Source organism: Paenibacillus harenae DSM 16969, from assembly GCF_000422465.1.
Taxonomy (GTDB): Bacteria; Bacillota; Bacilli; order Paenibacillales; family Paenibacillaceae; genus Pristimantibacillus; species Pristimantibacillus harenae.
Genome location: NZ_AULV01000021.1, coordinates 34,641 through 58,891, shown reverse-complemented (window position 1 = coordinate 58,891; position 24,251 = coordinate 34,641). Strand labels below are relative to the sequence as shown.

The following is a 24,251-nucleotide window of genomic DNA, read 5'->3' as shown; positions in this document are numbered from 1 at the left end:
GCTACACCGCCTCCTTCCGCTTGTCCGCGCGTTTTATAAAGAAAGGCTTGATGAACCATTTCACAAGACCGTGCGAAGCAACGAAGAAAATGACCGAACCGATTACGATCCGGACTACCTCGGACGGAACGCCCGCGCCGAAGCTCATGCCGGTTGAGCCGTAGTTCAGTCCGCCGAACAGGATGGCGCCCAACAGTACGCCGACCGGCGTATTGCCGCCCAGCAAAGCGACCGCTATGCCATCAAAACCGTAGCCCCATGAAGCGGCCATAACCGTCTGATAGCCGAATACGCCCAAAATCTCGAATACGCCTCCAAGCCCGGCGAATACGCCGCTGATGAACATGGATTTCACTATCGTTCGGTTAACGTTCATCCCCGCGTATTGGGCGGCATCGGGATTATGGCCGACGGCCCGCAGCTCAAAGCCCTGCTTCGTACGCCAGAGCAGAATGTAAAAGACGGCGATGCAAATGAGGGCCACAAACGTTCCCCAGTGCATCCGCGCTTTATCCATCAGCTCGATCAGCCAATCGATCGTCAGCATCGCGGATTCATGAACGGGCCTTGTCTTCTGCTGGCCTTTCTCCACCAGATACGTCGCCACAATATAGTTCGATAAGAATAAAGCGATCCAGTTCAGCATGATGGAAGAGATAACCTCGTTAACGCCGCGCGTCGCTTTCAGCACTCCCGCTATGGCCGCCCACAACCCGCCGAATAAAGCGCCCGTAATAACGGCAAGCGGCGCATGAATGTACCAGGGCAAATCAAGCGTTACGCCTATGATTGTCGCGCCCGTCATCCCCATAACGAATTGTCCTTCGACGCCAATGTTGAACAGGCCTGTACGGAACGCAAACGCAACGGCAATGCCCGTAAAAATAAGCGGCGTAATCGCACGAATGGCTTCCCCCATGTTATACGGGCTGCTGAACAGCTTATCCAACAAAGAGGAATACGCCAATAACGGATTATAACCGCCGGCCAGCATCGCAATCGCTCCGACCATTAAACCAAGCAGGATCGCGATAGCCGGAACAAGGATAGACGATTTATTAAAAACCTTCTTTATCGTTTCCACGCGCTACCCCCCTTTCCCCGATACAGCCGCCGCCGTTTTATCGCCGGCCATCATGAGGCCCAGCTGTTGGTCATTTCTGTTCTCCGCGTCAACTTCGCCCATCAGCCTGCCTTCATACATGACCGCAATGCGGTCGGATAACGCATAGAGCTCATCGAGCTCGAAGGATACGAGCAGAATTGCTTTCCCTTCATTTCGGGCCTGCACAAGACGCTTATGGACGTATTCAATCGCTCCGATATCCAGACCGCGAGTCGGTTGAACCGCAATGAGCAGATCCGGATTTTTGTGAAGCTCTCGCGCAATGATCGCTTTCTGCTGATTGCCGCCAGACAACGCCCGCGCTTGCGCCCCAATGCCCGACGCCCGGACATCGAACTCCTCGACCAGCTTGTCCGCCAGCTTATCCATCGCCCCATAATCAATAAATCCATATCGTCCATATTGAGGCTCAAAATAGTTGCCGAGTATCATGTTCTCGCTAAGCGTGAAATCAAGCACAAGCCCATGCTTATGCCGGTCTTCCGGAATATGTCCGATGCCCGCCACCGAAATCTCCCTCGGCGATCGATTCGTGATATCCCGTCCATTGAGCTTCACGCTGCCCCCGCTGACGGAGCGCATACCCGTAATCGCATAAATAAGCTCGCTTTGACCATTACCGTCAACGCCGGCGATCCCGACGATTTCGCCAGAGCGCACATCAAAGCTTACGCCGTTCAATGCGTTCTTGCCCTGCTCGCCTTTCATTTGCAAGGAATCAACCGACAGCACGACTTCTCCCGCCTTGCGCTTTGTCTTCTCGACCTGAAAATTAACGTCACGGCCAACCATCAGCTCAGCAAGCTGCTGTTCGTTAGTCTCCTCTGTCGAGAGCGTCCGAATGACCTTGCCTCTCCTGATGACGGTCACCATATCGGCAAGAGCCATTACTTCCTTCAGCTTATGCGTAATAATGATAATGGACTTGCCCTCAGCCGCCAGGCTGCGAATGATTTCAATGAGTTCCTCAATTTCTTGTACGGTCAGCACCGCGGTAGGCTCGTCGAAAATAATGATTTCCGCTCCGCGATACAATGTTTTTAATATCTCTACCCGCTGCTGCATGCCAACGGTAATATCTTGAATCCGCACCTGCGGATCTACTTTCAAACCATAGCGCTCGGATATGTTCCGAACCTTCTCATTTGCAAGCTTATAATCGATTTTCAGCCCTTTGACAGGCTCATTGCCGAGCACAATATTTTCTGCAACCGTGAAAGGCTGTACCAGCTTAAAATGCTGATGCACCATACCGATGCCAAGATCGATCGCCTTAGCGGCACCATCAATTACCGTTTTCTGGCCATTAACCCAAATTTCGCCTTCCTCAGGCTGATATAATCCGAAGACAATGTTCATAAGCGTAGACTTGCCTGCTCCATTCTCGCCAAGCAGGGCATGAATTTGGCCTTTCTTTAACTCAAAATCAATCGAGTCGTTCGCAACAAAGCTGCCAAAGCGCTTCGTTATTCCTTTCAGCTGTACGGCTGTCAAGCTCCGGTCCATTCCTTATCATCTCCCCCGGAAAACATTTACTTTCATGCGTTTAAAAAAGGATAAAGACCGGCCGAAGCCGGTCTTGTCTGATACATCGACAAACGATCCTCACACAAAGGATACCTTTGGATGACGGAAACTATTCAGTCGGCACCTTAATTTCGCCGCTTACGATTTTTTGTTTATATTCTTCAACCTTTGCCAGTACATCGGCAGGAACATTCTTCGACGACGTCTCCGGCAAGCCTACCGCGTCATCCTTCAAACCTAGCTCTTGTGTAGTTCCGCCGGCCCAATTGCCTGCGATCAGATCCTTGGATACTTTATGAACAGCCGTATCTACGCCCTTCATCATCGAAGTAAGCGTAACTTCATCGCCAAATTCCAGCGATTGGTCTTTATCTACACCGATAACCCAAATCGCATCGCCGTTCTTCTTACGTGTAGTCGCCTCGTTGAATACCCCGTTACCTGTACCGCCTGCTGCGTGGAAAATAATATCGACGCCGGCATCGTACATCGTAGCTGCAGCCAGTTTGCCAAGATCCGGCTTGCCGAAATCGCCCGTATAGTTGATTTCAAGCTTAGCGTCCGGGTTAACGGCCGCAATCCCGGCTTTAAATCCGGCTTCAAATTTTTTGATAACCGGAATCTCCAAGCCGCCTACAAACCCGATTTTATTCGTTTTTGTCATCAAGCCTGCAACAACGCCGACTAGATAGGAGCCTTCATGCTCGGCGAAAGTAACGGAAGCCACGTTCGGCGCTTCAATAACGCTGTCGATAACCGCAAGCTTGGAATCCGGGTTCTCAGCCGCTACCTTAGTCAACGCGTCAAAAAACAAGAAGCCGATACCCCAAGTCAGATCAAAGCCTTCTTTAACGAAGCTGTTCAGGTTAGGCTCCATGTCAGCGTCGCCTTTACTTTCCAGTACTTTTATTTGTGCACCAGTCTCGGCCTTCACTTTCTCAAGAGCTTCCCATGCGCTTTGGTTAAACGACTTGTCATTTACGCCGCCAACGTCAGTAACCATCCCGATCCTGAAATCTTTGCCGGTCTCGTCCGAAGCGACCTCATCTTTATTGGTATTCGTGTTTGCGCCTGCTCCGCCCTCGTTGTTCGTCTTCGCTCCGCATGCCGATAACACAAGCGTCAGTGCTACGACCAGCACTAGCATTAAGCTAAATGTCTTTTTCATTGGTGTGCTCTCCCTTACTAAATTTTGTTTTGGCCTGCAATGCAACCCCGTTTACCTTCTTATTCTTGCTGTTCCCGGCCGCTATTATTTCATTATAGTTACAAAAAATTAAACGTCAATGATTAGATGTTAAGTTTTCTTACATATAATCAGTATTTGCGTTTACGTGTAACATGTATGTAATATTTTGGCCAAAAAAGATAAACCTTCGCGTTAGATTTCAAGTTTTTGCTGAAAGGTTTATATCCATATTATAGGCTAAATCCGAACATTAATAAAGCAAAAAATAGTCGTCCCCTACTCATTGAGTAATGGAACGACTATTTGCTTCATTCGCGGGTCGTGGGCCTACTCTTTGGTGTCCGGATCTTCAGGAAGATCGCGTTTCTCAAGGACAGGACCTTGAGACTGTTCATCCTGATCACGGGTTTGAATACGCACCTTCACGTCTCCAACCGTCTCTACGAGCGGTTCCGCTGTGGAATCGGCAGCCGGCGTTTCCGAAGATGAACCGCCTTCTCCGCCTTCTTTGCCTTTCAACGTACCCTTCTCGATCAGGCTCTTGATTTGCTCAAGCTCAAGCGTTTCTTCGCTAAGCAGCGTCTGAGCAATCAGATGCATTTCCTTGCTCTTCTCCGTAAGAAGCTTCTTCGTACGGTCGTAGCAGGTTGTAATAAAATTCTGCATCTCTTGGTCAATCTCATACGCGATCGCATCGGAGTAGTTCTGTTCATGTCCGATATCGCGTCCCAGGAATACCTGTCCTTGCGAGCTGCCGAACTGCATAGGTCCCAGCTTCTCGCTCATTCCGTACTCCATGATCATGCTGCGCACGATGCCTGTAGCTTGTTTAAAGTCGCTGTATGCGCCGGTTCCGATCTCGCCGATGAACAACTCTTCCGCTACGCGGCCAGCAAGCAAGCCGCACACTTTATCAAGCAGCTCCTGCTTCGTCACAAGCATACGGTCTTCCTTAGGCAGCATGATAACGTAGCCGCCGGCGCGTCCGCGCGGAATGATGGTAACCTTGTGCACCGTATCCGCATGCTCCAGGAAGAATCCTGCGATCGTGTGTCCCGCCTCGTGGTAGGCAACGATTCTTTTCTCGCGATCGCTGATGACACGGCTCTTCTTCTCCGTACCGACGATAACGCGGTCAATGGCATCGTCAACCTCTACCATGGCGATATCCTTCTTATTGCGGCGGGCGGCAAGAAGCGCCGCTTCGTTGAGCAAATTCTCGAGATCCGCGCCGCTGAAGCCCGTCGTGCGCTTCGCGATGACATCCAGCTTAACATCCTTCGCCAACGGCTTATTGCGGGCATGTACCTTAAGTACCGCTTCACGGCCCTTCACATCTGGACGGTCAACCGTAATTTGACGGTCGAAACGGCCTGGACGAAGGAGTGCCGGGTCAAGTATGTCCGGACGGTTCGTTGCGGCAATGATAATGATGCCTTCATTTGCGCCAAAGCCGTCCATCTCGACGAGCAATTGGTTGAGCGTCTGTTCGCGTTCGTCATGCCCGCCGCCGAGTCCGGCGCCGCGCTGACGGCCTACCGCGTCAATTTCATCGATAAAGATAATACAAGGCGCGTTCTTCTTCGCGTTCTCGAACAAATCGCGTACGCGCGATGCGCCGACACCGACAAACATTTCGACGAAATCGGAGCCGGAGATGCTGAAGAACGGCACACCCGCTTCGCCGGCAACCGCACGGGCCAGCAATGTTTTACCGGTACCCGGAGGACCGACAAGCAATACGCCCTTCGGTATGCGAGCGCCAACGAGATTGAATTTACGCGGATCCTTCAAGAAATCAACGACCTCAACGAGCTCTTGCTTCTCCTCGTCTGCCCCCGCCACATCTTCGAAAGTAATCCGTTTCTTCTCTTCGTTGTACAGGCGAGCCTTGCTCTTGCCAAAGTTCATCACTTTGCCGCCGCCGCCCTGAGCTTGATTCATTAAGAAGAAGAACAGGACGAAAATAATGATAAACGGAATAATGGAAGTAAGGAACGTCAGCCAAATGCTAGGCTGGTCCATCTCTTTATTGCTTAAAGCAAAACCGAACTCTTCCGACCACTCGCGCATCTGCGCTTCCGCGCTGATCCCTATCCTTGATACAAACTGATCGGTTTCCGCGTCTGCAGGCTTGTTATTATATTTACCTGTAACATAATACGTTTGATTCTCATACTTGAGGCTAATTTCTTTGACATTGCCCGATTCAATCGCAGCCCGAAGCTCGTCGTATCGCAATTCAACGTTCGGGTCATTTTGGCTGCTGATAAATTGAAAAATCCCAACGGTTACCAAAAAGATAATTAAATAAAAACCAGTATTACGGATGATCCGATTCATCCCCAACCTCCTCTCAGACGCTTAAAATATTTTACCATAGCATGACTTTCCATAACAATAGAGGTATACGGAGAGGGCATGTACGGGTGAATCGCTATTTCATTACCGCTATTTCTCATAAACCTGCGGCTTCAAAATACCTATATAAGGAAGATTGCGGTATTTTTCGGCGAAATCGAGACCGTAGCCGACGACAAACTCGTCCGGCAGCGTGAATCCCGTATAATCAGCTTGCAGATCGACCGTACGGCGCGCAGGCTTATCGAACAAGGTTACGACCGTAACCGATTTCGCATTGCGGCGCTCCAGCACGTCAATTAAATAACTAAGCGTCAGCCCGCTGTCAATAATATCCTCCACGATGAGTACAGCCCGGTCTTCGACGGATACGTCGAGGTCTTTAATAATCTTGACGACGCCGGAAGATTTCGTTGACTGCCCGTAGCTGGATACTGCCATAAAATCAATTTCAAGCGGCACCGTAATTTCCTTCACCAAATCGGCCATAAAAATAAATGCGCCTTTAAGGACGCAAATAACGAGCGGATTACGTCCGCTGAAGTCCTTGCTTAGTATAGCGCCCAGCTCTTTCACTTTCTCGCTGATCTGCTGCTCGTTGTACAGTACTTCTTGAATATCGTTCTGCAAAGTAGAAATCCCCCTACGCCTTAACTATGTTTATGAGTGTACCAGTGCTTCTTATTCGTTGTGCGCCCTTATGAACAGCACGTCTTGCGAGCGGGCTTCCGTAAGCGCGTGATTCGACCTGCGAATGCCGGGAATCCAGAGCAAACGCCCGGATGCATCGAAGAGCAGCGGGTACCGCTCCCGCTCCGACGGGGCAATTTTCTCGTCAACGAACATATCTTGCACTTTTTTTGAACCATTTAATCCTAAAACTTGAATTCTGTCGCCTGGACGCCGATTTCGAACGATAAGCGGGTAGGTCAACTCCGATGCATCAAAGCAGGCTTCATAACGCGAAGCAGGCTTGCAGCTTAGTCCCGGAGCCGTTTGGACGAAATGAAACGTCCAGCCGCTTGGTTCAGCCGTCAAGCTGCCCTGATCTCTTGCCACTTCATACTCATAATCCCGGGAGCCTTCAAGCGTATGCAGCCGCAGCCATCGCATCGCATCGTATTCCCGTAAGCAGCGAATTCCTGCCCCGGCATCCATTCGCCAAGTCCCCGGCGCATAATCGGAAGCGGCAAGCCGCATCGTCTCAATCTGCTCGAAGGCGATCTTTTCCGTTTCGGTAGAAAGATAACTTAATATTAGTTTAATCAATCTCCTTTGTAAAGCGACATGGAGAGCGCTGAAATCGATGCAGCTAACCGCACATTCATCGGGGGATAACGTTACGTGCTGCGCGAATAGCGCCTCGGTCTGCTTCTCCATCCAATCGTCTTCCGCGCCGGCCACTTCTGCCAGCCGTTGTAACGATTGGGACAGCTGCGGGTTATACTGCGACAAATAAGGCAAAATATCCAGCCGGATGATATTCCGGAAATAATAGCGTTCCTTGTTACTGCTGTCGATGCAGAACGGCACATGATGTTCTTCGCAGTAACGAAGAATGTCTGATTTCTTCATACGAAGCATCGGGCGAATAAGTTCCACGTTTTTTTCGCGTCTTTTGCTAAGCATGCCGGCGAGCCCCGTTAGGCCCGTTCCTCGGAGCAAACGCATAAGAACGGTTTCGGCCTGATCGTCCGCATGATGCGCAAGGGCAATGCGGGAAGCGCCGTAACGCTCTGCAATCTCATGCAAAAATGCGTACCTCCTCTCACGGGAAGCAGCTTGTCCGTTCAAACGCGTCTCTACTATATAAGAAGGCATATCCAGAACGATGGTCTCGCATGGCACACCCAGCTTCTCTGCGTAGGCCTTCACGGTCTCCATCTCATGAGCAGATTCTTTCATGCGAAAACCGTGATTCACATGCGCTGCGATGACCGTCAGCTTCCCCTCCCGAGCGAGGGCAGCCAGCATGTGAAGCATTGCCATGGAATCCGGACCGCCGGACACGGCCGCTACGATCCGGGCTCCTTCCGGCCACAGCAGCCGTTCCGCTCCGGCTCTCTCTAGTTCGTTTCGCAGATTCATTCGTATCCTCACCCTCATCTCTCTACAACGCCGGGAACTAAAGCATATACCGCAGCAGCCAAAATGCCGAAGTCGCCAGCAGCGCGGCCGTACCTGCAGCCAGTCCCTTCAACCACCCCGGAATACGGGAAGACCTGTGCGTATCCCGCCGGTGCATCAACTGCCGCCATGCCGCAGCCCCTTCGTCGGCATCCGTGAATTGCCCGGCGAACGCTTTACGCAGCCAGCCCGCAACCGGCTTCAGCGCCGCGCTTGCTTCCGCGATTTGTACAAGATCGTCTGCGCAACGGTTCTGCGGCAGCATTTCTTTCGTAAGCTGATGCAACCGCTTTGGTTCATGCAGCTGGATGCAAAGGACGCCGAAGGAAAATAAATCGTATTTCGCATCTGCCTGCCTCGAGCCCTCGTTCCAATAGCCGCGGTCATATATCTCCGTAAACTGGCGGATGCTTTTGCCGCACGCCGTTACGCCGCCGTAATCGACAAGCTCAACATGAGCATAATCGGCCACTAGCACATTTTCCACCTTCAAATCGCCGAAAACCCAGCCTGCCAGATGCAGTCTCGACAGCTTGACGAGCAAATTCAGACCCACTAGCGGAAACCACTCCGGTCCCTGGTTTTTCAAATATTCGGCAAGCGTCGAACCGAGCACATAACGCATAATATAGAAAGGATATTCGCGCCCGTCGGGTCCGTATAAATCATCTACGTCGTACAGGAAGGACTCGTGCCCCTGCTGCCTCTGCTTAGCCAGCGACTGCAGCACATTAATCTCCGACTGCAGATCTACGGCATCCGAACCCAGCTTTAGCGCAAACCAGTTCCGATCGCGCTGTACAAGATATACTTTACCGTTTGCGCCTTCCCCAAGCAACCGCTCCACTTTGTAGCTGCCCTGCTTCCACTTGCCGGTCACCACCATGCCGCGGCGAAGATCAACTTTAAACGACGTAGCCACTCATCATCCCATCCGTTTCGTCTCTGCTCTGTCTACCATAATCCCCCCGCCGATAAAAATCAATCACATGCATGATCGCAGGGCCCGTTGGCGTCGTGCCTCCCATCTGCAGCCTAGGAAAGATAGCCTGAACGCCGTTCAGATGGGTCGTCCAGTCCAGATCCATGACGCAGTCGTCACCGTGCTTTGTTCCCGGGAAATGAAATACCGCTATTTCGCTCTTGCCCTGTCTGGCCTGCAGGCTGAGCATCAAATCGCGAATCGCCTCTTCCACCGCAGCCAGCTTCGGCTTCATGCTGGCGCTTGCATCGATGAGAAGCGCAACCTGCAGCCCGGAGGTCTCGCCGAGCTCATCAATGACCCGAACGACTTCACCCCGTTTGTCCGGCGGTAACGCTTCGATCGCCCCGTTACCGAGCACTTGCTTTAATTCCTTCTGCACAGCGAGCTGAATCGTCTGCACTACGGTCTTGCGCGTCATCATTTGCACCGTCTGCGACAGCTGCCGCATATTCACGAGCCTGCTCAATCCGCCGCCGGCGCGGGCAATCTCATCTATCTCGGCCGCCCCCAGCTCACCGACATCGCCATGATCGAGCACACCGACCACATTAACGGAAATTCCTTCCGAGCTCGCATGCGCGGCAGCGACTACCGGACTTAACCCAACATTGGAGCATCCATCGGTAATCAAAAGAATTTGTTTCATCGTTACCCCTCCTGAGATGTTTGCGAAGCAAACATTGCTTCGTAAGCATAAGCTTGGTTTGCGAAGCCCATTTCGTATAGCACAGCTTCGTCAGCGCAGACTTTGCGTCAGCCTTTCTACCAGCTTTGCCTTTTTTGGGAGAGATAAACCGCTAGACTGTAAAAAGATACAAGCAGAAACGCCTGCCTTTCGTCCTTGCCGGAAGACGCAAACCGTTTCGCTGAGAATTCTAAGCGCATAAAAGTATAAAACTTATAGAGTCTTAGAATTGAACATATGCATCGTCCTTCTTCCGCACAAGACCGGAAATGGCCGATTATTTTCAACTATGGAAACTATCAATCGAAAAACCTATGTATATCGCGCGTGTTATATTCAATTATTGAAATGACCCTCCGATTTCATTTCAAAAACGCTGTCCCGCCGAAATCTTCCTTCCACGCCAAAAAAGCCCGTTAGCCGCCGGTCGCGAAAAAACGCGATTGGAACCGACAGCCTAACAGACTTCTGCAACAATCACCCGATCATGCCTCCTCCCGGATCGTTTTCCAATGCATGATGCCTTCTCCGATCCTCCTTTCCAAACCAGCTTAATGGGACTGGATTAACTCACCGTCCTTGGACGCTCCATGCGCGATACGCCCGGAAAGCGGAAGGACGCCCATTCCGGCAGATGCTTGTCGATACGCGCAACCAGCACGGTCATGTCGTCGATAATCTCCCCGTCGTGGTGACGCACCACCTTTTCTAGCAAGGCATCCGCCAGCTCCTGCGGGTCGTCCGTGTCCAGTTCGCTAATGATCCGTTTCATCCACAGCTCCTTGTTCACCGCATGTCCCGGCGCATCGTAGATACCGTCACTCATCATGACGAGCGTATCGCCGGACTGCATTTGCATCGATACGAAGTCCACGTCGATATCCTGCAGGATGCCGATCGGCAGGTTGTTAGCCGTAACCGGAATGACTTCATTTCCGCGTTTGATAAAACTCGGCGTCGAGCCGATCTTCATAAATGTCGTTTGTGCCGTATATAAATCGACGATCGCCAAATCCACCGTCGCGAATACTTCGTCACTGGACCGCAGCAGCAGCACCGAATTTACTGATTTCACGGCCAGCTTCTCATCCATCCCGGATTGAAGCAGCTGCTGCAGGATCGACAACGCCGCGCTGCTCTCCTGGCGCGCACGCTCGCCGTTGCCCATGCCGTCGCTTATCGCGACCGCAAACTTCCCGTTTCCGAGCTCGACCATACTGAAGCTGTCTCCGGACAGCAGATCCCCTCCCTTTGCGGCACCCGCAATGCCGGTCTCCACCTCGTACTGCTTAGCCGAACAAAAAGCGACGAGCGTCGGGTCGCCGTTCTTCACGGGCGGCACCTCGGTCCTCACGGCGATATGCTCGCCCAAAATATCACTGAGCAGCGGCGCTATGATTTTGCGGCATTCATCATATCCTTTCTCGAATGAGTGATAGACCTCAATGTCCACATTTCCCTCCTCTAAGCTCACAATATCGATGCCTTGAATCGATAAGCCGAGTCCTTCCACCGCCTCCCGTATTTGCTCCTCCTGCAAATGCAGCGTCTGCCCTTCCCGTTTGATTTCCTTCGCCAGATCCTCCATCACCTGCGACACGCCTTGTAATTGATCGGCAACAAGCTGACGGGAGTCGTATATTTGCTTCTTCCAGTGCATATTATTTTTATAAAGCTCGTACTGCTGACGCATGTCCACCAGAACCTGCGAAGATTTGACGCAATGCGCCGACCAGGCGCGCGGGATTTCTTTTCCCGCCGGAACACGGTCCTCCTCCACCGTCGTCATCATTTCGGTCATCATATTGTAGGTATGGAAAAATTTATCCTCCCAGCATACATGCTGCCGGTGACAGCTGACGCAGCTTCGCTCCGCTACGGCGTTCATAAAATGCGCGACCTCATCCTCCTTCTTCGGCGCCGACACCGATTTGTTCAGCTGGCCGAAGCTGCGCGACAGCTGAAGGAACACTTCCGAGTACTGCGACACGCGGTCCGCGGTCACTTCGCGAACCCGCTTCGCATATTCATGCTGCGATTTCGCATGCTCATTCGTCCCCGGCACATACCGGGAGATCGTCTTAATCATGCTGCGCGGCGTCAGCATAAGCAGAGTCGCAGCCGCAACGGACTCCCAGGTCGAGCTCATCACATCGGCCTGACTGCCAACATATATAGATAAAATCGATGTGCCGAGAAGCATTCCGAAGGCAGCCGCCATTTTACCGCCTTCACGCAGCAAGCCCGCAAGCAGACCCGCAAAGGCAAGCATGCTCATCTGCACGACCGCCCCGAAATCCGCTAAGCTCAGAATGAGTCCCGCAACTACACCGACCGAAGCACCAAGCGGCGCACCGCCTGCTAATGCGAACAGAAGAAGCATGTACCGTGACATTACGTGCTCGGCTGACATGCCGTAGAACACCCAGCCAACCGCACCGGTCATTACCGATGCGAGCAGTATCATTAAACAAATAATTTCCTCGTTCCTGAGCGTCGCTGACTTTTTGGTCATCGTGAGAACGGGAATCGCTTGCACAAAAACGAGTGTAAGCACAAATCCGAGAGCCGCCTCTACAACAACAAGCATAAAATTATACCAGCTCAGCGTATCCCCGATAAATACGCTAAACAGCTGTACGAGCAGCGTAGATGCAAATACCAGTATCGGCGCTGACGACAGCTCCGCCTTCTCGTACGCCTCCAGTCCTTTCAAGAAAAGAAACAGCACCGCAATTTCCATTGCGATCCACATCGGCGCAGGATCAGCTGTCAGCCAGCTGCCCGCTACCAAGGAGACCGCTACCCAAGGGTATATGTCGCGTCTCATGAAATAGATGACGGCAAAATAGGCGATTGCAAACGGCATGAGCGATTCCAATATAACCGCCCGTCCTAATAAGAAGGCGACGCCGACCAGCAGAAACGTCCATTTCTTTGCCAGCAAGACTTGAATGAAGCGTCGGGCTGCAGCCCATTCCCTGCCTTTTTGAATCGCCTTGCGAATTGGATTCGTCCGCTTCACACCGGGCAACACCACTGCGTTTTCCTTTTCCACTAACAGACACCACCATTCCGAATGTAATGTGTTTCCCATTATAGGAGGTTGTCCGCATGAAGTTTGTCAGTTAACGTAACATGCCAAAAATTTTTTTCCGACAAAAATAATTGATGACGCAACCATTGTCACTGCCCTGTCAAATGTACGCCCCGTATAGGTTTGCCTTATCCGCCGCCTATCCTCCCGCCTTTAAGCGACAACAAAAAGCGTGCTCTATTTTTTCTGAATGATGGCGAATAGACGTAGGAACCTGTCGGGAATGATGGAGGATGAGAGAAAAGTATTTTTTCGGAGACGGCATATGGCGTGAATACGACATCGGCCCGCTCCTGCATGCCTTTCGCCTCCCGCCGGCGTCCATTCGCCCTCGATTCGAGTCCTCCTTCGACAGAAAATTAAAGCGCTTGCAAGATTTTCAGGCGAAATCTGCAGAAAGAAGCAACCTGTAAATTTATATATAAGAACAAAGCTGCCTATTGGCAGACCTGAATGGTTAAGATGAGGGAACGAATGCCCGTCTGCAATCGATGTAACTCATCATTTCCTAACCAATCAAAAAAGGCAGAACCATTAATGGTTCTGCCCTAAGTATGATTTTATAACGATTCAGCTTATACCCGCTTGGCTCCGCGTCCGCCGCGTTTGCCCTCCGTATTCTTCTTCAGAGAGGAGATGCGCTCTTCGCTGTCTTTCAGGAAACGTGACATTTTATCTTCGAATGACGGTTTGCCGTAAGCCGGCCTGCCAGACGATTGCTTGTTGAAGGGACGTCCACCGCCACCGCCGCCGCCTCCGCGGTTGAAACGTTCACCGCCGCCGCCCATGCCTCCAGCACTGCCGCCGCCGCTGTGACGCTCGCGTTGTTGTGGCGCTGGTTGGCCTTCCGGCCGGTCAATGGCTTGCTTAATGGAAAGTCCGATCTTACCGTCTTTGTCCACGTTGATCACTTTTACCTTCACGACATCATCGATCTTCAGGTGATCCTTCACGTCCTTGACGTAGTTATCGGCAATTTCCGAAATGTGAACAAGGCCCGTGACACCTCCCGACAAGTCGACAAATGCCCCAAAATGCGTAATGCCTGTCACTTTTCCTTCTAACTTAGCGCCCACTTCAATTGCCATAAAATAAAATGTTCCTCCCTAAGAGATTTGCGGAGCAAAGCTTACTCCGTAAGCGATACTGAGATTTTTGCGAGACCGCTGTTAACGTGATTATAACCGAACGGTTCAAGTAAGGTCAACAGACGTTCACCCGATTTGAGGCCCGTATTTAATCGCTGAATATTTGCTGCTCGCCCTGCTTCACCATCCCCTGGTCCTTGGTGGCAAGCTGTTCGATATATTCCTGGTCGTTCAACCGTTCAATCTGTCGTTTGAGCTCCTCGGTTTGTTTCGTCGAAGCATCGATTTGGCTTTGAATGGCAGACATTCTCAGGACTGTCTCTTCCTTCTGCTGCATTTGGCCGAAGACCGTATACGCCGCCCAGCCCATAAATAGAACGATAAACATCATCCATAGCTTAAACCGACGTTTCGTACCGGCATTACCCGGAGATTTATTTACAGCAGCTGTTGCCATGAGCGGTGTTACCTCCTAAACCACTTACTCCAAAATCGAGCAATTATTTGTCCGGGCTTGGCCAGTCTCTCGCGAATTCGCCACTTGCTCACGATCGGCGACAGCAGCCGTTCGATCCATCGAAACAGCGGCCGAACCGTCCATGCGAGCAAACGCCAAAATGGACGTACCAATTGTATCACAATTTTGGACAGGAAAATAGTGAGTGCGGTCCCAAATCCTAAAATAACGATCAAAAGCTTATACAGCAGCTTAATCGGCTTCACAATGAGGATGTCCAAACACTTAAGCACGAATTCGATCAGCTTGCGAAAGGCGTGTATGACCCATTTTACTAGAATGACAACCAGCTTGCTCAATAATAAGTAATATAGGATAACCCCGACAGCAAGTCCGATAAAAACGTACGCCCGCACCTCGCCATTATTGCTGGCGTACAATACCCGGAAGACGACCAGCGCTGCCGCCATCCAATAGACGACGTCAAGCACAGGCAGCCACCAGCGCGGAAACTTCAGCTCATTCGATACGACCCGATAGCCGTCGAACACCGTTCCCATGCCTAAACCGGATAGCAGCATGACCGCCATCGTCATCCACTGCATGCTCAGCGTCACTTAAACAGCTTCCCGAGCAGCCCTTTGGATTTCGAGGCGTTGGCACTTCCATCCGAATAGGCGAGCGAATGGACCAGTCCCTCAATAATAACCAAGCCCTGTTCAAGGCTAAGATGCTTCATATGCAAATTTTGGCCTGAAACCGTCAAAAAACCAAGCTCCGTCTCAAGCAGAAATTCCTCGCTGTCGAAGCTTTCCACCTTCAATACGCCGGTCAGCTCCAGCTGCTTGCGGTTTACCAACTTGACTTCCTGCCGCTTCTGTCCCTTACCCTGATCCATCATGGACTCGTCCCCCGCTTCGTTAACATATCAAGCAGAAACTATTTTAAGACTAGCATATGGGAGGCAGCCGGAATTTAGAACAAAGCGGCGGGAAGCGGCATCGTATAAATCAAGCAGAAACGCCCGTCGGCGTCCTTGTCATAGGAGCCAAACGTATCATGAAAAATTCTAAGCGCATACGCATATAAGTGTGAAACTTATAAATTCTTAGAATGCAATGAAAAAAGCCGCCTGCAAAATAGCAGGGCGGCTCTCATATTATTACTTGGGCTCCCATTCGAGATCGTTCTCGCGCGGGCGCTGCTCTTCTTTCACCAAGGTGTAGAGCTCACCGGCTTCATCCTTACGGGTCGTCTCCGCAATCCGTTCTATACGAACGGTCACGATCTTCTGGCCGTATTGGATTTGGAGCTCATCTCCCGCTTTGACAGTGCTGCTCGCTTTCGCTTCGCGGCCGTTGATCCATACGCGCCCCTGCTCGGATACATCCTTCGCAACGGTGCGGCGTTTAATCAGCCGGGATACCTTGAGAAATTTATCTAATCGCATTAGACTACTTGATTGCTTCTTTCAGTTTGTTGCCGGCTTTGAAAGCAGGAACTTTCGCTTCCGAAATTTCGATTGGCGCGCCCGTTTGAGGGTTGCGGCCAACGCGTCCGGAACGTTTGCGAGTTTCGAAAGTACCGAAGCCGATCAGTTGTACTTTGTCTCCGCCGGCAAGCGCGTCAGTTACTTCGCCCAAAAATCCGTTAAGCACAGCTTCTACGTCACGTTTAGTCAAGCCGCTTTTCTCTGCGATATTGTTGATCAGATCTGTTTTGTTCATTGTAAATTCCTCCTAATTTTAAATGCCTTATTTGTGGTCAGCGCTTGCGCGCTGCCTTGTTTGGAATTTTTTACTCTCACGAAGAATAGTTATTCTGCCTTCAAGTAAAAAAATCCTGCCGGTAACTGAAATTTTTTTGCGAATAGTGCGGAATAAAGGCGTTTTGTGCCGAAATGAAGCTAGGATTGACGCTTGGCCTCTTCCCACCATCGATCCATTTCTGTTAAATCAGTCTGGTCAAATTTCTTGCCGCTTATACGAAGCTGCTCCTCAATATACGCAAATCGGCTGCGAAATTTTTTGTTCGTTCGGGTGAGCGCTTCCTCCGGATCCGCATGGATGAACCGTGAAGCATTCACAACCGCGAACAGCAGGTCGCCAAGCTCGGCGGCTTGCTCCTCCTGATCCTTGCCCGCGATCGCTTCGCGCAGCTCGGCTAATTCCTCTTCGATTTTGCTCAGAACAGGTTCGAGCTCGTCCCAGTCGAAACCGACCTTGGCCGCTTTTTTCTGCAGCTTGTACGCCTTCATCAGCGCCGGAAGGTCCGGCGGAATGCCGTCGAGCGCCGATTCCCGGTTCTCTCCCTTCCTCCGTTTCTCCTCCGCCTTCATCTGCTCCCAATTGCCAAGCGCCTCCTGCGAATCGGCTGCGCTCTGATCGCCGAACACGTGGGGATGGCGGAAAATAAGCTTCTCGTTGAGCGATTGAATAACGTCGTATACGGAGAAAGCGCCGGTCTCCTCTTCCATCTGGCTGTGGAGCATGACCTGCAGGATTACGTCGCCGAATTCCTCCTGCATCGCATCCGGATCGTCATTATCGATCGCCTCAAGCGATTCATACAGCTCCTCGATAAAGTTTTTGCGGATGGACTGGTGCGTCTGCTCGCGATCCCATGGGCAGCCTTCGGGACTGCGCAGAATCGAGACGATTTCGTGCAAACGCTCGAAGGAACGGTTGCGCAGCGCCGGATCGTCGGTCCGCGGCACCCAGATTAGCGAGAGATTGCCATAACCCGGCGTACGGTCAAGCTCATACAACGGGACGCGCAGAATCCGCTGCTCCCCCTTCACGCCAAGCGAATGTCCGACGATGACCTCGAAATCGTCCGGATAACGCTCCATCAACGCAAGTTTTACGTCGGAAGCCGTGAATGCGTCATAGACTTGCCCGATGAGCGTATGGAGCTGGGGCTGAATCTGAAAGGACTGAAGCTCGGAAGCATCAAGCAGCGCAAAACCTTCTATCGGGTCAAAGCCCAGGCTGACGAAGGCTTGGTCCAGAAAGCTCTCGCCGCCGATAATTTGCAGCCCGACGCCCGTTCCCGGACATTGTTCGCGCAGCAGCTGTACCGTGCGTTCCGCTACCATCGGATGACCCGGAACGGCATAGATAATCGAATCCGGTGCGGCGGAGCCGGCGCTCACGGCTTCGGCAATCAAGGCTTCGGCAATCGCTTTGTACACATCGGGAAACGATTCATGCTGCTCGTATAAGGCATCGAATGAAGTATACGCGATGTCGCTCTCATGCAGCAAGTTCATAGCCGGGTGCTGCGCTGTGCGGACGAATACGCGCTCCGCCTTTTGCAGCCTGCGCCATACGCCCAGCGTTAGTTGATCCGGATCCCCCGAACCGAGCCCAACGACCGTGATTTTTGGTGCTGTCATGTATGTGAAGCCTCCTTCATGTTTGGTTTGCAGGGTGTGGCGATGCCGGGTAATACTTTGCAATACGGTGTAATATGTTGAGTTCATTTAAGGTTATATATGTATTGTGCCACATAATGAGATGTGGAAACAAATGGACATGGCTATTGTGCGTTTGGCGCGGAAATGCATTGCGGCAACATTTTACATAACAACTGCCCGTTTGGAACGGATGAGAGCTATTCGCGGGTTAAAGAGAATCACGCTGTTCAGCGGTACGTTGAAACAACCTCCGTTAAGCCATGTAATGCCCGCCTGCGGGCAGCAGGGATTCGATCTGAAATACGGATGGAGATCAATATTGGAAGATCCGTCATAGCCCCGATTATCGGGCTATGACGGCACCTATCGCGGGCAGACTCCACGATAGGCAGCTCCAGGATCGCTAACCGCTGCGCCCGGGTTAGCGCTCCCGCTCCGCCGGCGGAAGAAGCCGCCAGCGTCGCAACCGGGCGGCCCATGCGCCGCCGCCCGGCAGCGCGCGCAATTCGCGCGCGCTAATGGCGCCGCCGCGCAATGCCGCGGCGCTGAAGGCGCAAGCGCCGACGGCAACGCCCGTCAGCGCAAGCGCCGTTGCTGCCGCCCGCGGCGGCAGCAGCCCGCCGAGCGCGGCGCCCAGCACTCGCTCGGCGATAAGGAGCGCTACGGCCATGACCGCGAGCGCGAAGCACGTGCCTGCGGCCGCGCGGCCAGTGCGCGGCCTTCCGCTCCACCGCTCCTCTGCGCGTTCCCGCTCACTCCCTCGCTCTCCGCTCCACTCTTCTCCGCGTCCCCGCTCACTCCCGCGCTCTCCGCTCCGCTCTTCCTCGGGCACCCGCTCGCTCCACCGCTCCGCCAGCTCCTCCTCGCGTTCCCGCTCGCTCCCGCCGAAACGGAGCCAGGCGCTCCCAACCGCTCCCGAGGCAGCGCGGCGTACGGCGAATGCGCCGAGCAGGGCGACCAGACTCAACGCGGCGACGCCGGCCAAGGCCGCGCCTTCGATTCCGTAGAATGGCACGAATGCGGCGTTTAACGCTCCCTTCAGCAGTGCGGCGACCAGCAGCAGAAGAGCAGGCGTGCGTATAGTACCCATTGCCTGGAGCACTGGCGCCGTCACCGCGTTGACGCTGCCGGCCAGAGCCGTGCAGCCTATCAGCGCAAAGGCTGCCGTCCCCTTCGCGTCTTCATACAGCATCACGTTTAGCGGCTCCGCCAGAAGCCATATGCCGATCGCCGCTGCTGCGCCTATGGCCCATGCCGCCCGCTCTGTCAGGGACAGTTGGAACCGGAGCTGCACGTAATCCCCGCGCATGCGGGCATGAGCCAAGCCTGGCACGAGAGCGGCCGCTGCGGCTCCGGCAACCATTGCAACCAGCTGAACGAGCGGCTGCGCCCGGCTGTAGATGCCGAACATCGCCATTGCCTCAGCCTCGACAAGCCCGTTTTCCCGCAATAATCTCGGCACCGTAAAGGCGTCCACAACGCCAATTGCAGGTACGACAACGGCGCCTAACGCTACCGGAAACGCAATAGCCGCAAGCCGTCTTATTTCCGCTATTATGGCTCCCTTCGCGCGTACAAGCCGGTCACGCCGGCGCCCGCGCCAGGAGAAGCCGGCCAATACGAGCAGGGAGACGCTCGCCCCAATCGCCGATCCGCTCATCACGCCGGCCGCAACGTCAGCATCCGCCCACCCGGCTGACCAGCTGACGGCAAGCACCAGCAGCATTACTGTCACACGAACCATTTGCTCCACAACTTGGGAAGCGGCTGAGAGCGCCATTCTTCCTAATCCTTGGGCATATCCGCGCAATACCGCGACAACTGGCGCAAGCAGCAGCGCTGCCGATATTGCGCGAATCGCGCGCGCCGTTTCCGAATCTCCGATCCAGCGTGACACTTCGCCGGCACCGGCCCACATGAACCCGAAAGCGGCGATTCCCGTGGCGCCCAGAAGCAGCAGCGCCGCATACAGCGTTCGTCTCGCGCCGTCCGCGTCGTTCCCGCCGCGAAGCTTCTCGGCAATTAATAAGGAAACCGCCGTCGGAAGGCCAGCCGTCGCAAGAACGGCTGCCAGCTGATAAAACGGATACACCGCATTAAAAATACCGAAAACCCGGTCGCCCGCTAAATTTTGAAGCGGAATTTTTTGAAATACGCCAATAAATTTGGACAACAGCGCCGCTCCGGCCATGACGACAACGCCATTCATCCAAAGCCGCCGGGTTTGTTGCCGTTTGTTCCTGTTTTCTTCCCCGCCAATCTCCCCGGTCTGTTCGAATTCCGGGCTCTTTCGATCCTCTTCCTTTGCCCCAGCTTCCCGTCTTTCCCGTCCGTGTGTCGCTGCAGCATGCCGCTTTATATCCGGCTTGCTTTTCATTTAAGTCCCGCCCCTGCCTGTCCATCGATTTGGTCAATATTATACCGCACAACTTGCCCTTTTGACGGCAAAATAATTTCCCGGCGGATTCCATCGAACATGAAAAAAGCCTCCTCATCCAAGTTTTTGCCTTGGTTAAGGAAGCTTCATGCTCTTCAGCGGTGTTATTGTAGATCCAATATCTACTATGTTCTACTGCTCCATTTGCTTCGCCAGAAAACCGGCTGCCGTCTCGGCCATCTTGGTTTCCATATTCGCCATTTTAACCGACTCGTCTTTGCTTACCAATACAACCGTGCCGATCGGATCGCCGCCAGCTATTATCGGCGCCACTACAAAGGAGCTGTAAGTATCTTGAACATCCTTCACCAGCTCGAACGAGCCGCCGTTCATTTCGCTCATCGTTTTACGGTTTTCCATACAGCTTTCCAGAACCGGTCCGACCGCCTTATCGAGAAGCTCTTTTTTGGAAGCTCCGGCTACGGCTATGATGGTATCCCGGTCCGTTATTAACGTAATGTGATTCGTGCCTTCAAACAGAGACTCCGCATATTCCTTCGCAAAATCGCCAAGTTCACCGATAGGAGAATACTTCTTCAAAATCACTTCGCCATCGCGATCGACAAATATTTCTAGAGGGTCTCCCTCGCGAATACGCAGAGTACGGCGGATCTCCTTCGGAATCACCACACGCCCGAGGTCATCGATGCGACGTACAATTCCAGTTGCTTTCATTTCTTGTTGCCCCGCTTTCCTAGAGGTTTTTGAATCGGCTGGATACTTGCAGCTTGTTTATAACGAAGAGGAAAGATCCTTCAAAATTTTGAATCTGCCCATAGTATTCATCCGCTCCCAGTATCTTATGCACGGACTGAAGCTTGAACCAGACAAGCCATTTTTCTGGCGAAAAGGGTACGATTACCGTCCCATGCGACAGCAACCTACTCCGCTTTCTTGCCGGGATTTCCGGATTTCTGGTCGGCCGAGTGGTTCGTCATCAGCTTCCATATGTGCTGCGCGGCTTCGCGTACGGTTCTCGGCTTATATCCGCTTGCCCCGTCCAACATCCGAAACGGACGAACAAGCCGGGGTAAATGCAAATCCGCCTGCTTCAGCAGTTCATCGTCAAACAGTAAATCCGTCGTACCCGAAGCAAGGAGCCGTCCCTCTTTCAGCAGCAGCACCCGACTCGCCCATTCCGCGGCAAAATCCACATCGTGAGTTGCCACGATCAGCGTTAGTCCCGATGCATGCATCGTTTCAAGCAGCGCTTGCAGCTCGTCGCGGCTCTTCGGATCCAGAAAGGCCATCGGCTCGTCCAAAATCATAATATCCGGTTCCATCGCCAGCACGCCGGCAATCGCCACTCTCCGCTTCTGCCCGTAGCTGAGCTCGAATGGAGAGCGGGAACGCTGATCCAGCATATGAACTGCATGTAGCGCCTTATCCACCCGGACACGCGCTTCCTCTTCCGTTAACCCGAGGTTCCGGGGGCCAAAAGCGACATCCTCCTCCACCGTTGTGGAAAAAATCTGATCATCCGGATCTTGATAAACGACGCCAATCCGGCTCCTCATCCGCTTGCCCGACTGCTCGTTCATCACTTCTCCAAATACGTAAACCGCGCCCTGGGCAGGCTTTTCTATTCCGTTCAGTAATGCAATGAGCGTGGACTTCCCAGCCCCGTTCGGCCCCATTAATACGACCTTATCGCCTTGCTCGACCTGAAAGCTGACATCGTTTAATGCGGATGTATTTCCGTAGCTGTATGTCGCATGCCGCACTTCGATGGCCGCATTCCGCTCATCCTTCTCCAGCATTCCCCGAACTCTCCTTTTGCTTGCATTTTGATTGTACATCGGGGTTGCCTGCATAAAATGACCACCGGCTTCGAGTTCCGCGGCATTCGTCAGTCCTCCGTCAAATCCGCCGCGGGCTGTAATCGACCGGTAAATCCGTTCACTTCGCCCATATGCCCGTATGAACAATACGCCGAGCATTTCACCCACTCTTTTGTAAGCTTTCCTTCCATCCCGGCCCTTCAGCCGCAAGCCCCGCGAGCGCTGCGCCTTCACCATGCTTTGCGCTTCTTCCTTCACCAAATATAAATACCTCAGCATTAAACTGATGATTTCGATCAGAACCTTCGGAATGCCTATCGATCGCAAGCTTTTGATAAGCACGAATAAAGGAGTCGCGCAGATCAGATAGGTGATCAGGAGGTTGGCGTTCATAATCTTCAGCAAAATAATCGCGGCATGCCGGACTCCTTCGGCCGTAGCCGAATAACCAAGCATGCTGAACAGCGGCTCCCCCTCCGTCTGAAAAGGAATAAAGACGACCGCGCCGAGTCCGAAAGGTACGATAAGCAGCATTCTTCGAACAACCGTTCGAAGCTGTATCCCCTTGAATAGTAGGATGAACAGAAAACATCCCGCCGCCCCGGTCAGAGCTGCAGGATGTTGAAAGAACATAACCGCCGCGAGCAGTCCCAGCACGACGAGCAGCCGCCGCTTCGCTTCCGGCAAGGAAGGCTGCTTATTGGGCTGATTCCGATGATGCTCCCGTTCCTCTTCCATGGTCGGTCCCGTCATCTCTCCCTCGCCTCCGTCCGGTTATGACTCGCATGACTGCCCACAGAACCGCTAGCATGACGATTGCTCCAATAATTCCGGCAAGACCTACGCGAAGCGCGGTCCATGGAATGCCGGCCACCTCATAATCCGGCATCGGGGCCAACTCGTGAACGGATTCCGCTTGATTCAGGAAGCCGTAATCCTCCGCTACCCGCTCAAGGCCGTCCGGATGCGAGGATGCCCACGGAGACAACAACCCCGCCGCGAGAAGGGTAACGACAAGTAGGGCAAGCCATTTTCCTTTGCGCGCAGTAAGACGCGTCTCTTTCATGGTAGGGTCACTTCCTTTGCAAGCGGGATATTCCTTTCAATCAGATATCCCGCAACTAATGTCGTTATAAGTCCCTCGCCCAGACCAATCAGCATATGCCAGCCAACCATCGCCTTAAGAGCAGTACCCGGCTCGAACGTGCCTGACCAGGCGAGCAGCAGGGCAACGCCTGCAGAAGCCGCAACAATGGAGAACCACGCCGCCGCGAAAGTTATGACCGAACGTCCTCGTCCGGTGAGCAGCTTCATACCTGCCTTGTATATGCCGTAACCGGTGAAGCTGCCTATAAACGCGGTGCATAGAATGTTGGCTCCAAGCACCGTAATGCCCCCGTCTTGAAAGACAAAGGCTTGAATAATGAGAACGGCCGTCATCACGATGGAGCCGATCCAAGGCCCGAATAAAATCGAGGCCAACGTTCCGCCGAGAAAGTGGCCGGAGGTTGCTCCCGCTATCGGGAAATTCAGCATTTGCGCGGCGAATATGAAGGATCCGATCAACGCGACCTTCGGTACCTGCTTCGAATCAACCGCAAGCTTTGTTTTTTGCAAACTGTAAGCAACCGCGGCGGCACCAATAACCGAAGTCGTTATCCAGGTTTTGGCATCCAGAAAGCCATCAGGAATATGCATGATTTCACCAACCTAACATCATTCGTTATATTATGTAACTACCGTCATTTTCTTTATTATATCAAATTCCGCATGAATTCCGTCAAGAATTGGTTGAGGGATAGAAAAGCGGCAAGCAGAAACGCATGTTGGCGTCCTTGTCAGAGGACGCCAACCGTTTCGCGGAGGATTCTAAGCGCTTATAAGCGTAAAACTTATAGATACTTAGAATTTAAGAAAGCTGCAGTTTATCCGGTGAAGAAGGTTATGGAATAAAATGGGACACCGTTTCGTCC

Annotated in this window: 22 protein-coding genes; all 22 read right to left on the bottom strand. The window is 52.7% G+C overall.

All coding sequences use genetic code 11. The features are described 5' to 3' along the window. Nucleotide 1 precedes the first annotated feature (1 nt). The 22 genes from H581_RS0108225 to H581_RS0108105 all read right to left on the bottom strand — a co-directional run bounded on the left by H581_RS0108225 (nt 2) and on the right by H581_RS0108105 (nt 23,976). Entirely contained in the window at nt 2-1,084 is a 1,083-nt protein-coding gene (locus H581_RS0108225; RefSeq protein WP_028609600.1) for an ABC transporter permease, read from the bottom strand. 3 nt (nt 1,085-1,087) lie between these two features. Then, nucleotides 1,088-2,632: an ABC transporter ATP-binding protein gene (locus tag H581_RS0108220; RefSeq protein WP_028609599.1), complete on the bottom strand. Its 1,545-nt coding sequence runs from the start codon at nt 2,630-2,632 to the stop codon at nt 1,088-1,090. Nucleotides 2,633-2,762: 130 nt separating this feature from the next. Continuing rightward, nucleotides 2,763-3,821, bottom strand: coding sequence for a BMP family lipoprotein (locus tag H581_RS0108215; RefSeq protein WP_028609598.1), 1,059 nt, complete (start codon nt 3,819-3,821; stop codon nt 2,763-2,765). 348 nt (nt 3,822-4,169) lie between these two features. Beyond that, nucleotides 4,170-6,185 (bottom strand): ATP-dependent zinc metalloprotease FtsH, encoded by a 2,016-nt coding sequence (gene ftsH / locus H581_RS0108210; protein WP_028609597.1) that lies wholly within the window; start codon nt 6,183-6,185, stop codon nt 4,170-4,172. A 108-nt stretch (nt 6,186-6,293) separates the two neighbouring features. Further along, on the bottom strand, nt 6,294-6,833 hold the full coding sequence (gene hpt / locus H581_RS0108205) for a hypoxanthine phosphoribosyltransferase (protein WP_028609596.1): 540 nt from the start codon (nt 6,831-6,833) through the stop codon (nt 6,294-6,296). A gap of 51 nt (nt 6,834-6,884) precedes the next feature. Next, nucleotides 6,885-8,291: a tRNA lysidine(34) synthetase TilS gene (gene tilS, locus H581_RS0108200; RefSeq protein WP_051250563.1), complete on the bottom strand. Its 1,407-nt coding sequence runs from the start codon at nt 8,289-8,291 to the stop codon at nt 6,885-6,887. Nucleotides 8,292-8,328: 37 nt separating this feature from the next. Then, complete coding sequence (locus H581_RS0108195; RefSeq protein ID WP_028609594.1) at nt 8,329-9,252, bottom strand: protein kinase domain-containing protein; 924 nt, start codon at nt 9,250-9,252, stop codon at nt 8,329-8,331. Beyond that, complete coding sequence (locus H581_RS0108190; protein WP_028609593.1) at nt 9,236-9,961, bottom strand: vWA domain-containing protein; 726 nt, start codon at nt 9,959-9,961, stop codon at nt 9,236-9,238. Before H581_RS0108190 ends, H581_RS0108195 begins: the two co-directional genes overlap by 17 nt. A 604-nt stretch (nt 9,962-10,565) precedes the next feature. Then, the gene (gene spoIIE, locus H581_RS0108180) at nt 10,566-13,058 is read right to left on the bottom strand and encodes a stage II sporulation protein E (protein WP_028609592.1); all 2,493 of its coding nucleotides are present in this window, start codon (nt 13,056-13,058) and stop codon (nt 10,566-10,568) included. Nucleotides 13,059-13,672: 614 nt separating this feature from the next. Then, the gene (locus H581_RS0108170; RefSeq protein ID WP_028609590.1) at nt 13,673-14,185 is read right to left on the bottom strand and encodes a S1 domain-containing RNA-binding protein; all 513 of its coding nucleotides are present in this window, start codon (nt 14,183-14,185) and stop codon (nt 13,673-13,675) included. Between the two features lie 148 nt (nt 14,186-14,333). Beyond that, complete coding sequence (locus tag H581_RS0108165) at nt 14,334-14,642, bottom strand: FtsB family cell division protein (protein WP_028609589.1); 309 nt, start codon at nt 14,640-14,642, stop codon at nt 14,334-14,336. An 8-nt stretch (nt 14,643-14,650) separates the two neighbouring features. Next, nucleotides 14,651-15,259 carry a spore cortex biosynthesis protein YabQ gene (gene yabQ / locus H581_RS33400; protein ID WP_245599972.1) on the bottom strand — a complete coding sequence of 203 codons (609 nt, stop codon included), beginning with the start codon at nt 15,257-15,259 and terminating at the stop codon, nt 14,651-14,653. Next, on the bottom strand, nt 15,256-15,543 hold the full coding sequence (yabP, locus tag H581_RS0108155; RefSeq protein ID WP_028609588.1) for a sporulation protein YabP: 288 nt from the start codon (nt 15,541-15,543) through the stop codon (nt 15,256-15,258). The genes yabQ and yabP overlap by 4 nt, the downstream gene beginning before the upstream one ends. Nucleotides 15,544-15,804: 261 nt before the next feature. Next, nucleotides 15,805-16,092 carry an RNA-binding S4 domain-containing protein gene (locus tag H581_RS0108150; RefSeq protein ID WP_028609587.1) on the bottom strand — a complete coding sequence of 96 codons (288 nt, stop codon included), beginning with the start codon at nt 16,090-16,092 and terminating at the stop codon, nt 15,805-15,807. A 4-nt stretch (nt 16,093-16,096) separates the two neighbouring features. Continuing rightward, nucleotides 16,097-16,369, bottom strand: coding sequence for an HU family DNA-binding protein (locus H581_RS0108145; protein ID WP_028609586.1), 273 nt, complete (start codon nt 16,367-16,369; stop codon nt 16,097-16,099). 179 nt (nt 16,370-16,548) lie between these two features. Beyond that, nucleotides 16,549-18,039, bottom strand: coding sequence for a bifunctional methyltransferase/pyrophosphohydrolase YabN (gene yabN / locus H581_RS0108140; protein WP_028609585.1), 1,491 nt, complete (start codon nt 18,037-18,039; stop codon nt 16,549-16,551). A 248-nt stretch (nt 18,040-18,287) separates the two neighbouring features. Next, nucleotides 18,288-18,539 (bottom strand): hypothetical protein, encoded by a 252-nt coding sequence (locus H581_RS37760; RefSeq protein WP_156889527.1) that lies wholly within the window; start codon nt 18,537-18,539, stop codon nt 18,288-18,290. After that, nucleotides 18,482-20,437, bottom strand: a complete 1,956-nt coding sequence (locus H581_RS33395; protein ID WP_051250560.1) for an oligosaccharide flippase family protein — start codon at nt 20,435-20,437, stop codon at nt 18,482-18,484. The genes H581_RS37760 and H581_RS33395 overlap by 58 nt, the downstream gene beginning before the upstream one ends. A gap of 192 nt (nt 20,438-20,629) precedes the next feature. Further along, nucleotides 20,630-21,172, bottom strand: coding sequence for a stage V sporulation protein T (spoVT, locus tag H581_RS0108125; RefSeq protein ID WP_028609584.1), 543 nt, complete (start codon nt 21,170-21,172; stop codon nt 20,630-20,632). Nucleotides 21,173-21,378: 206 nt separating this feature from the next. After that, nucleotides 21,379-23,031: a cobalt ECF transporter T component CbiQ gene (gene cbiQ / locus H581_RS36985; RefSeq protein ID WP_084134504.1), complete on the bottom strand. Its 1,653-nt coding sequence runs from the start codon at nt 23,029-23,031 to the stop codon at nt 21,379-21,381. Next, the gene (locus H581_RS33385) at nt 22,976-23,344 is read right to left on the bottom strand and encodes a PDGLE domain-containing protein (protein WP_084134503.1); all 369 of its coding nucleotides are present in this window, start codon (nt 23,342-23,344) and stop codon (nt 22,976-22,978) included. Before H581_RS33385 ends, cbiQ begins: the two co-directional genes overlap by 56 nt. After that, a complete protein-coding gene (locus tag H581_RS0108105) occupies nt 23,341-23,976 on the bottom strand; it encodes an energy-coupling factor ABC transporter permease (protein ID WP_028609582.1) in 636 nt (211 codons plus the stop codon). The genes H581_RS33385 and H581_RS0108105 overlap by 4 nt, the downstream gene beginning before the upstream one ends. Between the last annotated feature and the right edge of the window lie 275 nt (nt 23,977-24,251).

Excerpts from the sequence above, each read along its gene's own strand:
- H581_RS33385 (WP_084134503.1), bottom strand. The coding sequence starts at position 23,344 with ATGAAAGAGACGCGTCTTACTGCGCGCAAAGGAAAATGGCTTGCCCTA.
- tilS (WP_051250563.1), bottom strand. The coding sequence starts at position 8,291 with ATGAATCTGCGAAACGAACTAGAGAGAGCCGGAGCGGAACGGCTGCTG.
- H581_RS0108150 (WP_028609587.1), bottom strand. The coding sequence starts at position 16,092 with ATGCGATTAGATAAATTTCTCAAGGTATCCCGGCTGATTAAACGCCGC.
- ftsH (WP_028609597.1), bottom strand. The coding sequence starts at position 6,185 with ATGAATCGGATCATCCGTAATACTGGTTTTTATTTAATTATCTTTTTG.
- yabP (WP_028609588.1), bottom strand. The coding sequence starts at position 15,543 with ATGATGGATCAGGGTAAGGGACAGAAGCGGCAGGAAGTCAAGTTGGTA.
- H581_RS0108170 (WP_028609590.1), bottom strand. The coding sequence starts at position 14,185 with ATGGCAATTGAAGTGGGCGCTAAGTTAGAAGGAAAAGTGACAGGCATT.
- H581_RS33395 (WP_051250560.1), bottom strand. The coding sequence starts at position 20,437 with ATGAAAAGCAAGCCGGATATAAAGCGGCATGCTGCAGCGACACACGGA.
- H581_RS0108165 (WP_028609589.1), bottom strand. The coding sequence starts at position 14,642 with ATGGCAACAGCTGCTGTAAATAAATCTCCGGGTAATGCCGGTACGAAA.
- H581_RS0108220 (WP_028609599.1), bottom strand. The coding sequence starts at position 2,632 with ATGGACCGGAGCTTGACAGCCGTACAGCTGAAAGGAATAACGAAGCGC.
- H581_RS0108145 (WP_028609586.1), bottom strand. The coding sequence starts at position 16,369 with ATGAACAAAACAGATCTGATCAACAATATCGCAGAGAAAAGCGGCTTG.
- spoVT (WP_028609584.1), bottom strand. The coding sequence starts at position 21,172 with ATGAAAGCAACTGGAATTGTACGTCGCATCGATGACCTCGGGCGTGTG.
- H581_RS0108190 (WP_028609593.1), bottom strand. The coding sequence starts at position 9,961 with ATGAAACAAATTCTTTTGATTACCGATGGATGCTCCAATGTTGGGTTA.
- yabN (WP_028609585.1), bottom strand. The coding sequence starts at position 18,039 with ATGACAGCACCAAAAATCACGGTCGTTGGGCTCGGTTCGGGGGATCCG.
- H581_RS0108215 (WP_028609598.1), bottom strand. The coding sequence starts at position 3,821 with ATGAAAAAGACATTTAGCTTAATGCTAGTGCTGGTCGTAGCACTGACG.
- cbiQ (WP_084134504.1), bottom strand. The coding sequence starts at position 23,031 with ATGACGGGACCGACCATGGAAGAGGAACGGGAGCATCATCGGAATCAG.
- H581_RS0108105 (WP_028609582.1), bottom strand. The coding sequence starts at position 23,976 with ATGCATATTCCTGATGGCTTTCTGGATGCCAAAACCTGGATAACGACT.
- H581_RS37760 (WP_156889527.1), bottom strand. The coding sequence starts at position 18,539 with ATGGGCCGCCCGGTTGCGACGCTGGCGGCTTCTTCCGCCGGCGGAGCG.